Raw genomic sequence first — 14000 nt, 5'->3', positions numbered from 1 at the left:
ATCCCACCATATTGCTTGCGCCAGCGGTAATAAGTCTGTTCGACAACGCCGATCCGCCTGATCGCATCAAGACGGGACAGGCCTTGCCCCATCAGAACCTCAACCTGCCGCAACTTCGAGACAATCTCTTCCGGCTTCGGTCGCTTGTTGGCCATTCTCGATCCTCCGTTTCCTAATCATAACGGCGGACCACTTCACTGGGGGAGGATCATGATCCTCGAATCGGGAACAGTCGGACCGTCCCTCATTGTTGGACGCAAGGGCGTCGGTGTCTTCCAGTTCGAGATCGATGGTGCAGAAGCCCATGCCGGGATCGAGCCGGAGAAAGGGGCTAACAGCATTCTGGAAGCGGCCCACCAGATGCTTTTCCTGCAAACCCTCCAGAGGCCGGAAATTGGAACTACAATAAACCCCGGTGTTATCCAAGGCGGAACCAAGCCTTATGTCGTACCAGGTCAGTGCCGTATCAGCGTCGATTTTCGCGTAGAAACGCTTGCCGAACAGAAGCGGATCGAATCGGAACTACAGGCGGCTGTCGACAGTGTCCATATTGCTGGAACGCGTATGCGCGCGAGCGGCCGCTTTCATAGGCCTCCAATGGAGGCAACGGAGAGTCGCTCCGCCATGCAGAGAAGATTCAGCAGATCGGATTGGAAGCAGGCGTCAAACTAGGACTTGGTCGAGACGGCGGAGCTTCCGACGCTAACCTCACCGCCGCCTCGGCACTCCGACCATCGACGGCATGAGGCCGTTCGGCGGTGGCGCTCACAGCCCTCACGAATATCTGGAGACTAACAGCCTTCGCGTGATGACGCGCGTTCTGGCTACCTTCCTTGCGTCATTGGCCACAGTGAGGTGAGGTTGGCGGGGTTGTGTTGCAAACTGGAAAGCTCTCTTGGCGTCGGCGCATTTGTTCAGAGCGGCCTGATCCTGAGCCTTGTCACATAGCAATTGTCCTGGGCAAAGGCGAAAGCCGGCATGGTCGCAAGCACAATGGCAATCCTTTGTGCCTTTCCGGTCTCGCCAAGCTCTTGAGTGGGTTAGCCCCCCGCCCGCTTCACTTCAGTTGCCCATCGCCGCCACGATCCGCTGAAGCGAAATCTCTCATGACCTGATTCATAAATTCACTGCGACTCACGCGACCGTCACCGTTTGCGTCGAGCGTGGCGAAATGCTCTGGTGCGAGCACTCCGGTGAGCTCGCTTTGAACGAGAACTCCATCCCCGTTGCTATCAAGTCTGGCAAAGCCGGCGCTCATGAAGGTCTGATATTCGGCTCGGCTGACGCCGCCATCGTTGTCGCTGTCAAGTCGATCGAGATGGCCTTCATGCATTGCCGGGGCTTGTTGGGCAATGGCTAGGCCTGAGCCAATAAGGACGCTGAGCGCAGCACCAAAGATTGTTTTTTGCATTGGTTTTCTCCTTCTAGCGACAGGCCAAACGGTTGCCGAGATAGCCGCCACCTCCGATACCCACGGCTTCGGCCAGAACAGTCCCTCTCCCGCCGCCAATCGTGCTGCCGATCAGGCCCCCAACAATGGCTCCTCCAACGGTGCCGGCTATGCAACCAAATTCGTGATTACGTGCTTGAACCTGTGGATCTGAACTAGCCTGGCAGCCCGCCAAAAGCATGGCTGCGGCAGCGAAGCCAATTACGTTTCGTTTGATCATTCCCGTACCTATTCCTTCCTTACTTATGACTACTTGCTACCGGCATTCCGCCAGCGCACAGAAGGACTTAGACGGAATTGAAGCACAGACACGATAACAATCTACCGATGCCCATACAAAAAGCAGCGAAATTTTGACATGTGATAGGTTCTTGACAGTCTATGTGACGAAATTTGCAATAATCCTATACAATAAAGTTGCAATATTGTGAAATAATGTGTGAAATCGACATTTCAATGTCAACTCCTTAACGATATAGTGGCGAAAGTAAGATAAATTACTTGAATTCTGAAAACGGATGTTAGAAATTGCTCGCGGTGAGGAATGCCGAATATTGCTTCGGATAGGTGGCGTTATAGACGGCTTCGATTGAGCCGTTTCATTTCAGAGTGGTCGTGTAGAGAGGCGCGATCTTGATCGAAACTGCCAGCAGTCTTCTGAGTTGCGTTCCGGACGAATGGGGGCCTCAATTTGAGACAGATAGTGGTGCGGTCACACGCACGTTGACAGGACCAAACTCTATCAGTTTCAAAGCGCCTTCCCACATGGCGCTTGTAATGTTGACACCGCAACCTGGTCGGGAAGTCTCACTCAACTCGGATCGGAAATCTGTATTCCTGGCTCCGGTTGGCACGATGGAGATCGTTCCCGCCGGCACCGATCTCTTTGCGCGCTGGAAGACGGCAAAAGAAAACATCCTATTGGCCCTGGCGCCCAAACAGCTCTCCAAACTTGCGGGCTTGGAATTCGGCAGGGAGGATTTCGAGTTTCGGCCTCTAGCGGCAGGGCATGTCGATGAGAAGGCGCTTCTGCTCGCCCAGTTGGTACGGGAGGAATTTCGGCGAGGCGAACCAGAAAACCATCTCTACATGGATTCGTTGCTGACGGTCTTCTCCACCTACCTCTTACGCAACTATTCAACATTTCAAGACAATCCGGCGTCCCGACATCGAGGGGGACTCTCACCCAAAGCTTGGCGAGACGTTCAGGACTACATCAGAGCCAATATCGGTGAACAATTGTCGATCGAACGGCTAGCATTGCTTGCCGGCCTATCCCCCAGCCATTTTCTGCGAGCCTTCAAGCTGACAGCTGGTCGATCACCGCATCAATATGTCCTCGCCAGGCGCCTCGAACTGGCTGAACACCTCGTGATCACGACCGACATGCCCTTGACCCAAATCGCCCGCCTCACCGGATTCGCCAATCACAGCCATCTGACTGCAACAATGCGCCGGCACAAATTTACGACACCAAGCGCCCTGCGTCGCGCTCGTACCATCCGATAAGCGCAATAGAGAGAGCTGTTCTAATCCGGAAAACGAAGATGAGAGTGGGTCCCAAGTTGATTAGATTTCTGGCGGCAACGACGGCATTGTTTGCGCCACATGTGGCATCCTCGCAGGAGGACCCCGCTCCTCCCGTGCCACCGGCAAATGACGCCGAGTACCAGGCGAATTGGGGCATGGACATGATCAATGCCCTGCCGGCCTATCTGAAAGGCTATACGGGGAAGGGTGTCATCGTCGCGATCGTGGATACTGGCCTGGATGTCGACCACCCGGAATTCGCTGGACGGGTTTCTGATCTGTTCCGCAATTTCGGTAGGGACCAGCCGGCCGGGGACGTAAGCCACACTGTCAACAAGGACGGCTCGATCGATGGTCATGGGACCCATGTCGCGGGCACCATCGGAGCCGCGCGCGACGGCAGAGGCATGCATGGCGTGGCCTATGAATCGATACTTCTGCCCTATCGCGCTGTTGGTGTCGAAGGACGAGATCCGAACAGGGATCCAACCAATGAAGCAATCGAAAATGCCATCCGTGCCGGAGCTGACGTTTTTAATGGGAGCTACGGGCCGGACCCGCTTCTTGGTCCGTATCTCAAGGACGGAAATGGTCAATACAAGGTGGATGGACAGGGCAACAGCATCGAGAACCCGAACTATGTTGCTCTCGACTATCAGCCCATCTACGACGATTCCCGCAATCTAGTCGACACCTACAACACGTTGAAGAAGGCCGCCGAGGCTGACATCGTATTGGTCTTTGCTGCTTCAAACGATGCTTGGGATCAGCCCACAGGTGCATCGTCAATCCCCAGCGGTCCCCCTATGCTACCGCTCATTACTCCCGAAAACACAAAGGAAGGAATTCTCTACAAGTTCATCGATTCAGACGACAAGGCGTTCGATAACAACAACCCTGATACGTACAAGATGCTGACCGGATCTGATGTCGAGAACCTCGATTTTTCCGATCTTGCCGGCTCGCTGATTGCTGTTGTGGCTGTTGACAAGGAGGGCCAGCTCGCCAGCTACAGCAATCGATGTGGAGCTATGGCGGAATGGTGCCTTGCCGCTCCCGGGGGCGAGATGACGCTTAACGGTGAGCCGCCAGAAATTCCGGAGAACGGTATTTACTCCACCTGGCCGGCTGGAGATCCAACGAACAAGAACAAGGACGGGAGGTACAAATACGATAACGGAACCTCCATGGCCTCTCCTCATGTTGCCGGAGCGGCAGCAGTGGTGCGCTCGGCATTCCCCTATATGAATGCCCGCCAGACAATCGAAACCATTCTGACAACCGCGACGGATATTGGACCGGAAGCGGTCTTCGGGCAGGGACTGCTCAATCTCGGCGCGGCGATTGGCGGCCCCATGGAGTTCCGCTATTCAGGCGTGTTTGACGTGAACACGCAGGGGCATTCCTCGATCTGGTCGAATCCGATCTCGGGTCCAGGCGATCTTACCAAGCGGGGCGAAGGCGCGCTCATATTGAGCGGCGACAACAGCACCTATACGGGTGCGACGAAGGTTCTCGGCGGAACGCTGGCCGTCGACGGAAGTATTGTCTCTCATGTGAAGGTCTCGGAAGCTGGCACTCTCGCAGGCGTTGGCGAGATCGGCTCTCTCACAGCAGCCCAAGGCGGGGCAATCGCACCGGGCAGCGTGCTTGATTCCGCCAAGATGGTCTCAACGCTGACAGTGGATGGCGACTTCGCTCAACAGTCCGGATCGACCTATCAGGCAGGCCTCGCTTCGACGTCCGACCTCATTGACGTAGGCGGAACCGCTGCAATCGACAACGGCGCGCGGATCGAATTGCTGCGTCAGGGAAACCCCTCGGTCAATACGCGCTATACGCTCCTGACCGCAACGAGCGGCGTAAACGGCACCTATGGCGGCCTGACCGGTGCGCTGGCGACCGATGCGCCCTTCGTCGATTTCGAACTGGCCTACGACCCGCAGAACGTCTTTCTCGACGTCAGCCGCAGTGCGGTGAGCTTCTCCGAGGTCGCCGACACGTTCAACCGGCGTTCTGCGGCCACTGCCGCAGAGGCGCTCGGCGCGGGCAACACGATCCAGGACAACATCCTGTTCCTGACGACAGGCGAAGCCCGCAACGCCTTCGACCAACTTTCCGGCGAGCTCTATGCATCCGTTCATAGCACTCTCGTGGAAGACAGCCATTTCATCCGCGATGCCGCCAGCGATCGCATTCGCGCCGCTTTTGAAGGCGTCGGCGTGGCACCCATCCCGGTCCTGGCCTATGGAGACGATACACCTGAACCGACGGCGGCGGCGCGCGAGGGCCTCGCCGTCTGGGGCCGTGCCTTCGGTGCCTGGGGGCATCTCGACAGCGACAGCAACGCCGCCCGGCTTGATCGCTCTACCGGCGGTTTCATCGCCGGCGGTGACGCGGCTCTCGGCGAGACCTGGCGTCTCGGGCTTCTGACCGGCTACAGCCACACGTCGTTCCATGTCGACGACCGTGCCTCGTCCGGCTCGAGCAAGAATTATCACCTCGGCCTCTATGCCGGCACGCAGCACGGGCCGCTCGGCTTCCGTTCCGCCCTCGCCTATAGCTGGCACAGCATCGAGACGGACAGGACGGTGGCGTTTCCAGGCGTCTCCGAGAGGCTTTCCGCGGATTACGACGCCGGCACCTTCCAGGCTTTCGGCGAACTCGGCTATCGAGTGGACACGACCGCAGCCTCCTTCGAGCCATATGCCAATCTCGCCTATGTCAATTTCGACGCGGACGGCTTTACGGAGGATGGCGACGCGGCCGCGCTCGAAAGCCAGGACCGCTCGACCGACACGACCTTCACCACGCTCGGCCTGCGCGCCTCTTCCGCATTCACGTTGGGATCGATCAAGGCGACCGCCCGCGGCGGCATCAGCTGGCGTCATGCGTTCGGTGACGTGACACCCGAAACGGACCTCACCTTCGCCGGCAGCTCGCCCTTCGCGGTCAAGGGTGCGCCGATCGCGAGAGATGCTGCGGTGATTGAAGCAGGGCTGGACATGAATCTGAGTGAAACAGCCTTAGTCGGACTGACTTATCAGGGGCAACTCGCCTCGGATGCACAGGAGCATGGCTTCAACGCCCGGCTCGCAGTTCGTTTCTGAGCCCGCCATCGCCGTGAATGTATAAAGGAGACATACTTAATGAAATTCGCAACCTGTATGGCCTTGAGCACTATTTTGCTGGTGATCGGTGGCTGCACGTCTGATGATTACGACGGCTGTCGTGGAACAGGCTGTTTGGTGGATAATCCTGATCGTCGGAGTCGAGTGATCGACGAGAGACCGCAGTTCGACAAAGACGGCAATCCCAATTTCGATAGACACGGCCGCTACATCGGGTGCCGCGGCATCGGCTGTGAAGTCGACGATCCTGATGATGACGATCAAACGATCGACGACAGGCCGCAATATGACAGCGAAGGCAATCCGAACTTCGATACGCAAGGCAATTATCAGGGGTGTCGCGGCATCGGCTGCGAGGTCGATAATCCCGATGACTACAATTCGTCGGATGATGACGATTCCGACGGATGATCCTTACGAAAAGAAAGGGAATACAATATGACTGCAATCGACAGTTTGTTCTTTCGATATGCCAGGATCGCCCTAGCGAGCCTGACGGGGCTGACAACGGTGCCGGTCCCCACATTTGCCGCAAACAGCGCCTGCCACGGAGTGAAGGTCGAAATAACGAAGGCTCGAGAAGAAGCATACGGCCCTGTCATTGTCGCCGCGATGGAAAGCAAAATTAAGCCTGCTCAGGTGAAGTTCTACTCGATTTTGGAAAGCGGAATTTGGAGCGCCGCTTACATATCTACGCCGGTGACTGACGATGGCGTCATGTTTTTTCAAACAGTCGATGGAAAGAAACATTTTCGCGACGTATGGGGTGGCTGGGCTGATCCTTCCGAAAACTCGGGACTAGTAGCTTGGGCACAAAAGCTCGGAGCACCCACAGATCTGGCTAAGTGTTTCGCCGAAACCGTTACGGGAAATGAATGATGGCCTTTCACCGATTTGTCCTAGCTCTGGCCGCTTCGCTGGCTCTTTCTGGTTGCGTAAGTGAGAACAAACCTTGGGTGAGGGATGACGCCACACGTTCGGATGCCGACCAGGCACTAGCCGATTGTAAGTATCAGGCAGAAGCCGCGACGATTGGAATCGGAGCAAACGACCACCCGAAGACTTGGACTGACGCTATAGGGCAAGGAATTGGCGACGGCGTGGTCCGAGCCATGGACGAAAACGAGCTAATCAAGTCCTGCATGCAAGCTAAAGGCTTCCGGCAATAGAAATACATGATCATTGAGAAGAAGGATAGCAACCATGCACAAGTTCAAGCAAACGCTCTTTGCGGCACTGTTCCTCAGCCTAGCAGGCGTCATCACCGCGGGCGCGCAATCAACCGCCGAAGTGAATAATACACTCGATGATCTCTTCGGCGAACACGCACCCTATCACGAGTTCTTCGAGAAACTGAAAAAGGCAGTCGCCGAACATGACAAACAGACCGTAGCTTCTATGGTTGATTATCCTTTTAAGGCGCGGATCAATGGTAAGGCCGTGACCATCAGGGACGCCGCACATTTTGCGGCAGACTACGATGAGGTCTTTACTAACAAGGTCAGGGATGCCGTTGCCAAGCAGACTTATGAGAACCTGTCTGCCAACTGGCAGGGCGTCATGATCGGCGACGGAGAAGTCTGGTTCAGCGGCATTTGCAACAACGATGCGTGCGAGAAGCAGACCGTCAGGATCATCGCCGTCAACGACTGACAGCACGAAGGAATGTGCCCGGAGGTACTCATAGGGCTGCGCCGGGCGAACACGGAAATATGGAGAGGAACCCTGTACCGCATTTTTGTTGCCCACTCCGAAGATATGCTGGGAGGCTTGGCTTCACTCATTGCAGCGTTCATCACACTGGCAGGTATGGCGATTCAGCTTCTGGTGCCAGTAGCTGCCTTCGCGCAAACGGAAAATGCCCCTCTCAACGTCGGAGTGTACGTCAGTGCACCCTTTGTCCAGTTCGAGGGCGATGGCAACTACTCCGGCATGGCGATCGAACTTTGGGAAACCATCGCGCAGCGGATGGGATTGGACTACCAATATGTCGGCTATCCATCCTTCCGCGCTCTCGTGGAGGCGACGGAAAGTAGCGAGATCGATGTCGCGGTCACCAACCTGACCATCACACGCGCGCGTGCGGAGATCATATCCTTCACCCAGCCCTGGTATGATGCTGGTCTGAGGATCATGGTGCCTGACAGAGGCGGCACGAATGGCTTCTGGGACGTCATCGAGGGCCTTAGGGATGCCGGCCATCTACGCGCCTATGCCTGGCTTTTATTTGTGATCGTTCTCGCCACGATCGGCTTCACCATCTTCGACCGAAAGTTTGATCCCGATTTTCCGAAGCGGTGGCGAGAGGGCGTGGCGGAGAGCTTCTATCACGTCATGTCCATTGCAACGTCCGGCCGAACGTCTCGGAAGAACCTGTTCGGCTGGGTCGGACGCATCTGGCAGGCTATCTGGCTGCTGATTGGCATTGGCGTCATCGCATACATCACCTCTTCGATTACGAGCATCATGACGGCGGTGTCGCTCACACAGGGCATCAGCTCCCTTGCGGACCTGCCGGGCAAGACCGTCGCTGTCTTCGAGGGCAGCGTTTCGGAGGACTACATGACCGAACTTGGGATCACGACGGTGGCTTATCCGGGGATAGATGAGTCCGTCGAAGCCATGCACGCGGGACAGGTTAATGCTGTGGTGGGCGATGCGCCCGTTCTGGAACACTATGCGCATACCAACTCCGGGCAGGAACTGGCCGTGGTTGGCAACATCTTTCATCCCGATAAATATGGCTTCGCTTTTCCGCACGACAGCGAGCTGACGAGACCGGTCACACTGCACATTCTTGACCTGATTGAAGACGGAACGCTTGCACAGATAAGGACACGCTACTTTGGTGATGAAAACCTGTAGTCGGCCGAATTGGCTTCAGTCCTGATCGACAAGGGAGAGCGATTATTATGAGAGCTGCGGGCTTGCTGCTTCTGACGCTTGCATGGGTTCTGGCCGGATGTGTGGTGGATGAAGGGCCAAACCCCATGCCTCCGCAACCTGACAGGCCCGCAGCCTGCACATTTGAATACGCGCCAGTGTGCGGCGAGCGGCGGGGCCGTCGCGAAACCTTTGGAAACGCCTGCATGGCGCGCGCCGAAGGCGCACGGATCGTTTATGGCGGAGAATGCCGGGCCGAAGACTCACCTCCCCTACCGCCGCCAGGTCCAACTCAAGCCTGTACACGCGAGTATCAGCCGGTGTGTGCTGTGAGGCGCGGTGAGGAACGCCAAACCTTTCCGAATGCCTGCATGGCGGAGGCCGAACGCGCGCGGATTGTCCATGAGGGCGAATGCCGGGGCGCGGGCCTACCACGTCCGCCACAGCCGCCACCGACGCAGGCCTGTACACGCGAATACGACCCAGTCTGTGCGGTTGGGAGTGGAGAGCGGCGCACATTCGGCAATGCCTGTGAGGCTGAAGCTGCCCGGTATCGCATCATCCGCGGGGGCGAGTGTTGAAGCGACGAGCACAATTCCCAAGCGATATGAACTCTGATTTCCGAATCCGCTGTTGACGTTGTGAAACCGAGATGATGGCATTGCCTTTCGCAACACTCTTCCTTGGCCTCATCTGCGCATGGCGAGGCCACCGTTTCTGGGCGATCGGGCTATGGGCAACAACGCTCATCCTGATGATCGCACTATTCCTGCTCCACGCAACTGATCCCTTAGACCTGCAGTTTTGAGAGATGTGAATGCGCGACCGTAGCGTCAAGTTTTTGAATGCGTTAGCCCTTCTCGGCATCAGCGCTTTGCTGGCGTTCGCGTTTGCTGATCAGATCATCTTTTCCGACCTTCCGTGTCCGCTATGCATCCTGCAACGGCTTGGCTTCGCACTCGCCGGATTTGGCTTTGCCCTGAATCTGATCTGGGGAACACGCTACACTCACTACGCCCTGATCATTTTCGCGTCTGTCGTCGGTGCGACGGTGGCCGGGCGGCAGGTTCTGCTTCATATCATTCCAGGAAGCGGCACTTACGGGGAGCCCTTGTTTGGGCTGCATTTCTATACATGGGCGTTCATCGCGTTTGTGATCATCATCATCTGGTGCGGGCTGCTGCTGGCAATCGACCACCAGCTCCTGTCCCACGAAAACGCTGCATCGGGGCTCAGGGAATCCGGCTCGTTGCCGCAATCAGTTGCCCCTTCTGGAAAGTTGATCACTGCACTTCCGGCTTCAATCTTTGCGCTGCTGATCGGCTTGAACGCCCTGTCGACTTTTGTTGAGTGCTCGACAGGCATTTGTCCCGCCGACCCCTCCCGCTACGAACTGCTCCCATAAGGGAAGCCAAGGCGAGGGGCGGCTCATGGCACAGATTGGTGAAGGAGGGATGGAAATAAGCTTTGTTCCTGTATCGATTGTAACAACTATAATGCTGGCATGCGAATTACCGGCGACAGTCAAAAATCACATTGGCTTCGGCCTAAGTGTCTTGCTCTTCAAGGAGGTCGCCGCCAAGTTAGCAGTTGAAAAAGAGGATAATAATATCGTCGTTTCTGTCCAGGCGTAAGTACGGGCTTTCTGACGGTGTGCTTGGACGGGTTTTCTGTGCCGGCAGAATTCTGACTGTGCCATGATCCAACTCGTTTTTCTTCTTCTTGGCGCACATGCACTAAAACCCGTTTGGCGGCTCCTGACGGCGGCAGGCATCGTTTGGATGTTCCTGGGTGTAGCGATCTTGCTCGATCTTAGCGACGGCGTTCTCTCGGTTGTGCTGGACACACTCGCCGTATTTCTTGTGGTTGAAGGATTCGTCGAAATTGCCGCGGCCATATCGATAGGAGTTCGCCGGCGTTGGATCGATGCCTTACGCGGCGTGGCCTTCCTGGTTGCAGCGTTTCTTGTTTTCAATGATCCTGGCGACAACAACATCGGCGCGGCAATCGTTTTTGGGACCGCCTTCCTGGTTGACGGTTTCTTCCGGATCGCATCAGCGTTTGTCGTCCATCACCCTCGCTGGCGAGTCGGGATTGCAGCGGGATTGATTGAGGTCAGCCTGGCCATCGGTATCTTGGTTTCGTGGCCAGTTCCGCACCGCCTCACGGTTCCGTTCTGCTTCGCTCTCCTGCTGCTGACATCAGGCTATGCGCTTGTACGCATGGCGCTTCCCCTGCGGCGGCTACCGGAAGGTGCCTCGGTCACGTCGCTTCCGCTCTATGCATCCCGCAACTGGCAAGGTGGAGTGACCCGCCCCGCTATTCCCGCAGATGAACATCGGTGGGCACAGGGAGACGAGGTCCTGAATGTCTATGTCTGGACGGCCGTTGGTTCAGTCAAAGACCCAGAGCGCCGGCTGCTGATCGATCGTTATGTCGCAGCCGTCGACAAGAAGGGCGTGATCTCAACCGGCCATTCGGCGCTTGAAATGCCACCTGACCTTTATATCAGCCACTACCCGTTCGACGATATCGATCACAGCCCGGACGATTTTCGCGCTATTCTTTCGGCTGGACACGAAAATGACGTGCCTGGCCGGTTTAATGAATCCCTTGCACAGGAATCGGCGGACTGGTGCAAACCGGACCAGACGGTGACGTTCCGACGGTTCCATCCGCAGGCCCTGCGAAGCTTCTGGGCGATCTATTCGCAGGATAAGACCTACAATCTGACCGCCCGTAATTGTTCGACCACTGTCATTCAGGCACTCGATGCAGCTTTGGAGGGCGCATCATATCGAGGGCACGTGTGGTGGGACCTCTTCAAGATCGTCAGCAACCCGCAATTCTGGCTAGCGCGGCTCGTCCGGGGCCGAGCCGAGGCGATGACATGGACGCCTGGGCTTGTTCTGGACTATGCGCGACTTCTGCACAGCGTCATCGAGCACAGTGACCGGCGCTGGAGGAACAAGCTTTCAGACGCGTTCAGCACCGGCCGCAGGCTCGCCCGTGTGGCGAAGCGGCGCAACGGAGCGCCCGCATGAAAAGGCTGACCCGAGCCTCCGCGGTCATTATCCTGACCGCCGCGGTCTTCGGCCTGACCTACGGTCTCAGCGCGCCACTGATTGCACTGGAACTGGCGGAAGCAGGCTATTCGGAAAGTCTGATCGGGGCAAACGGTGCCATGTATGCTGTGGGGGTGCTTTTGGCCGCCCCATATCTGCCTCGTCTGTCGCAACGGCTGGGATTTGCTTCGTTGTCCAAAAGCGCCCTGCTCACTGCTGGCGGGCTGTTCGCAGTTTTTCCAGTGGTGCCGTTTCAGTGGATCTGGTTTCCCTTGCGTGCGGCTCTCGGTGCGGCATCGGAAACGCTGTTTGTCGTTTCAGAAACCTGGCTCAACCAGATTGCCGGGGAAGCAAATCGGGGGAAGCTGATTGCTATCTACGTGACGGCGCTTTCCTGCGGCACCGCGATCGGACCTGCCATTCTGGCCCTGGTCGGACGCGAAGAGTCTCTCGCTTTTGTTATCGGTGCTGCAATCGCGTTTGTCGCCTGTGTGATCCTGATCCTTGGCAGACCGCAGGCGAGCAGGCCCAGCGACGAGGAACCCGGGAATCCATTTCGGTATCTCAAACTGGTGCCCGTGGCGGTTGCCTCTTCAGCATTGAATGCAGCATTGGAAGCGGCCGGCCTGACCTTGCTGCCCCTTTATGCGATACGCCTCGGATGGCCGGAACATTCGGCGACACTTCTGCTTACCGTACTGTTAGTCGGCGCAATCCTGCTGCAATTGCCGATCGGCTGGCTTGGCGACCGAATGGATCACCGGCGGCTGCTAATTGCTCTCGCGGCCATCTCTACCGCCGGAGCGACTGTATGGCCCTGGGCCTTCTCTCATCCGTGGCTTGCCTATCCCCTGCTCTTCCTGTGGGGAGGGGCGTTTGTTGGCATCTATACGATAACGATCGCGATGCTCGGCGACACTTACAAAGACACCGAATTGTTAGGCATCTACGCGTTGCTCTCGATCTCCTGGGGGATTGGCGCGCTCCTGGGGCCGCTGATCGGCGGCATTACAATGGAGGGCTCGCCGCATGGTTTGCCCATCTTTACGGCAGTTGCGTGTGGTGCATTCGCCTTGTTTGCCATTTCACACGGGGACGGGAGCCGATACCGATATCAATGATTGACATAATTCATCATCTTATCGAGAGGTTCGGGCTGATCGCCGTATTCCTCGGCTGTATTGCCGAAGGCGAAAGCGCCGCTGTGCTTGGCGGCTTCTTTGCTCACCAGGGCCTCTTTGCGACGTGGCAGGTTCTGGTGGCGGCCTTTGCTGGCTCCTTCCTGGGCGATGTCCTTTTCTTTCTGGCCGGAAAGTACTTCTCTGACAGCTCTTTCGTCCGCGAACTGCGCGGGAAACCAGCTTTCGACTACGCCTGCCGGATGGTGCAGAAATATCCGGCACCCTACGTCCTGCTCAACCGCTATATCTATGGTTTCCGGCTGATTGGCGGCGTAGTGGCAGGGCTTTCGCACATCAGCCTGGCGAAATTTCTGGTCCTCAATGCGCTTGCCGCGCTGGTCTGGGCGTTCCTTTTCATTGGCATCGGATATGTCTTCGGTCTGGGAGCCGAACAACTCATCGGCGCGGAGCTCGCCCGCCATGAACGTCTTCTGTGCGGCCTTGTGCTCAGCCTGATAATTGCGGGGACAAGATGGTGTTCAATCCGCAAATTCAACCGGACTCTCGCACAGGCTGAAAGTTGATGACGTGGAGGTGATCAGCCCCACTTGAGTGGTCCATTTTAAAAGTTAGTGCATCGCCGGTCTTTGGTCCATCGGAAGGATGGTTTCCGGGGCTGGCGGGCGATAGCCCAATGCGCTGTGTGGTCGTTTCGTGTTGTAGTGCTTCCTCCATTGCTCGATCAGTATTTGTGCCTCGCGGAGGCTGTAGAAGACTTCTCCATTCAGCATTTCATCGCGGAAGCGGGCGTTAAAGCTCT

General features: G+C 56.9%; 17 protein-coding genes and 1 pseudogene. 14 read left to right on the top strand and 4 right to left on the bottom strand.

Going from position 1 to position 14000, the window contains the following annotated elements; translation table 11 throughout:
* A pseudogene (locus L598_RS17860) lies at positions 1-155 on the bottom strand (IS3 family transposase); the annotation flags it as partial.
* A gap of 55 nt (positions 156-210) precedes the next feature.
* Here L598_RS17860 and L598_RS17855 point away from each other — a divergent pair.
* The gene (locus L598_RS17855) at positions 211-672 is read left to right on the top strand and encodes a peptidase dimerization domain-containing protein (RefSeq protein WP_144864786.1); all 462 of its coding nucleotides are present in this window, start codon (positions 211-213) and stop codon (positions 670-672) included.
* A 385-nt stretch (positions 673-1057) separates the two neighbouring features.
* Here L598_RS17855 and L598_RS17850 read toward each other — a convergent pair whose 3' ends face one another.
* A complete protein-coding gene (locus L598_RS17850; protein ID WP_144864784.1) occupies positions 1058-1411 on the bottom strand; it encodes an EF-hand domain-containing protein in 354 nt (117 codons plus the stop codon).
* A 13-nt stretch (positions 1412-1424) separates the two neighbouring features.
* On the bottom strand, positions 1425-1631 hold the full coding sequence (locus L598_RS17845; protein WP_246658816.1) for a hypothetical protein: 207 nt from the start codon (positions 1629-1631) through the stop codon (positions 1425-1427).
* A gap of 674 nt (positions 1632-2305) precedes the next feature.
* Between L598_RS17845 and L598_RS17840 the strand changes: the two genes are divergently transcribed.
* From L598_RS17840 to L598_RS17785, 13 genes are all read left to right on the top strand, one after another.
* On the top strand, positions 2306-2959 hold the full coding sequence (locus L598_RS17840; protein WP_186445083.1) for a helix-turn-helix domain-containing protein: 654 nt from the start codon (positions 2306-2308) through the stop codon (positions 2957-2959).
* 176 nt (positions 2960-3135) lie between these two features.
* Positions 3136-6090 (top strand): autotransporter serine protease, encoded by a 2955-nt coding sequence (locus L598_RS17835; RefSeq protein WP_186445082.1) that lies wholly within the window; start codon positions 3136-3138, stop codon positions 6088-6090.
* A gap of 39 nt (positions 6091-6129) precedes the next feature.
* Positions 6130-6522 (top strand): hypothetical protein, encoded by a 393-nt coding sequence (locus L598_RS17830; RefSeq protein ID WP_144864776.1) that lies wholly within the window; start codon positions 6130-6132, stop codon positions 6520-6522.
* A gap of 27 nt (positions 6523-6549) precedes the next feature.
* Complete coding sequence (locus L598_RS17825; RefSeq protein ID WP_144864774.1) at positions 6550-6990, top strand: hypothetical protein; 441 nt, start codon at positions 6550-6552, stop codon at positions 6988-6990.
* 324 nt (positions 6991-7314) lie between these two features.
* Complete coding sequence (locus tag L598_RS17820) at positions 7315-7764, top strand: hypothetical protein (protein WP_144864763.1); 450 nt, start codon at positions 7315-7317, stop codon at positions 7762-7764.
* Between the two features lie 12 nt (positions 7765-7776).
* Positions 7777-8976: a transporter substrate-binding domain-containing protein gene (locus L598_RS17815; protein WP_246658815.1), complete on the top strand. Its 1200-nt coding sequence runs from the start codon at positions 7777-7779 to the stop codon at positions 8974-8976.
* 47 nt (positions 8977-9023) lie between these two features.
* The gene (locus tag L598_RS17810) at positions 9024-9575 is read left to right on the top strand and encodes a Kazal-type serine protease inhibitor domain-containing protein (RefSeq protein ID WP_144864762.1); all 552 of its coding nucleotides are present in this window, start codon (positions 9024-9026) and stop codon (positions 9573-9575) included.
* A 71-nt stretch (positions 9576-9646) separates the two neighbouring features.
* Positions 9647-9802: a DUF5993 family protein gene (locus tag L598_RS21835; protein ID WP_348642777.1), complete on the top strand. Its 156-nt coding sequence runs from the start codon at positions 9647-9649 to the stop codon at positions 9800-9802.
* 9 nt (positions 9803-9811) lie between these two features.
* Positions 9812-10399 carry a disulfide bond formation protein B gene (locus tag L598_RS17805; RefSeq protein WP_144864761.1) on the top strand — a complete coding sequence of 196 codons (588 nt, stop codon included), beginning with the start codon at positions 9812-9814 and terminating at the stop codon, positions 10397-10399.
* Positions 10400-10424: 25 nt separating this feature from the next.
* Entirely contained in the window at positions 10425-10628 is a 204-nt protein-coding gene (locus tag L598_RS17800) for a hypothetical protein (RefSeq protein WP_144864758.1), read from the top strand.
* Between the two features lie 63 nt (positions 10629-10691).
* Positions 10692-12038 (top strand): hypothetical protein, encoded by a 1347-nt coding sequence (locus L598_RS17795; RefSeq protein WP_144864757.1) that lies wholly within the window; start codon positions 10692-10694, stop codon positions 12036-12038.
* Positions 12035-13180 (top strand): MFS transporter, encoded by a 1146-nt coding sequence (locus L598_RS17790; RefSeq protein WP_144864755.1) that lies wholly within the window; start codon positions 12035-12037, stop codon positions 13178-13180. Before L598_RS17795 ends, L598_RS17790 begins: the two co-directional genes overlap by 4 nt.
* Positions 13177-13764, top strand: coding sequence for a DedA family protein (locus L598_RS17785; protein WP_144864753.1), 588 nt, complete (start codon positions 13177-13179; stop codon positions 13762-13764). Before L598_RS17790 ends, L598_RS17785 begins: the two co-directional genes overlap by 4 nt.
* Positions 13765-13809: 45 nt before the next feature.
* On the opposite strand, the gene L598_RS17780 is transcribed toward L598_RS17785, so the two are convergent.
* On the bottom strand, positions 13810-14000 hold a 191-nt coding region (locus L598_RS17780; RefSeq protein WP_144864751.1), incomplete at its 5' end, for an integrase core domain-containing protein.

Origin of the sequence: Mesorhizobium sp. J18, from assembly GCF_007829525.1 — a bacterium.
Classification (GTDB): Bacteria; Pseudomonadota; Alphaproteobacteria; order Rhizobiales; family Rhizobiaceae; genus VLJP01.
This window is presented reverse-complemented; position numbering and strand designations above follow the sequence as displayed.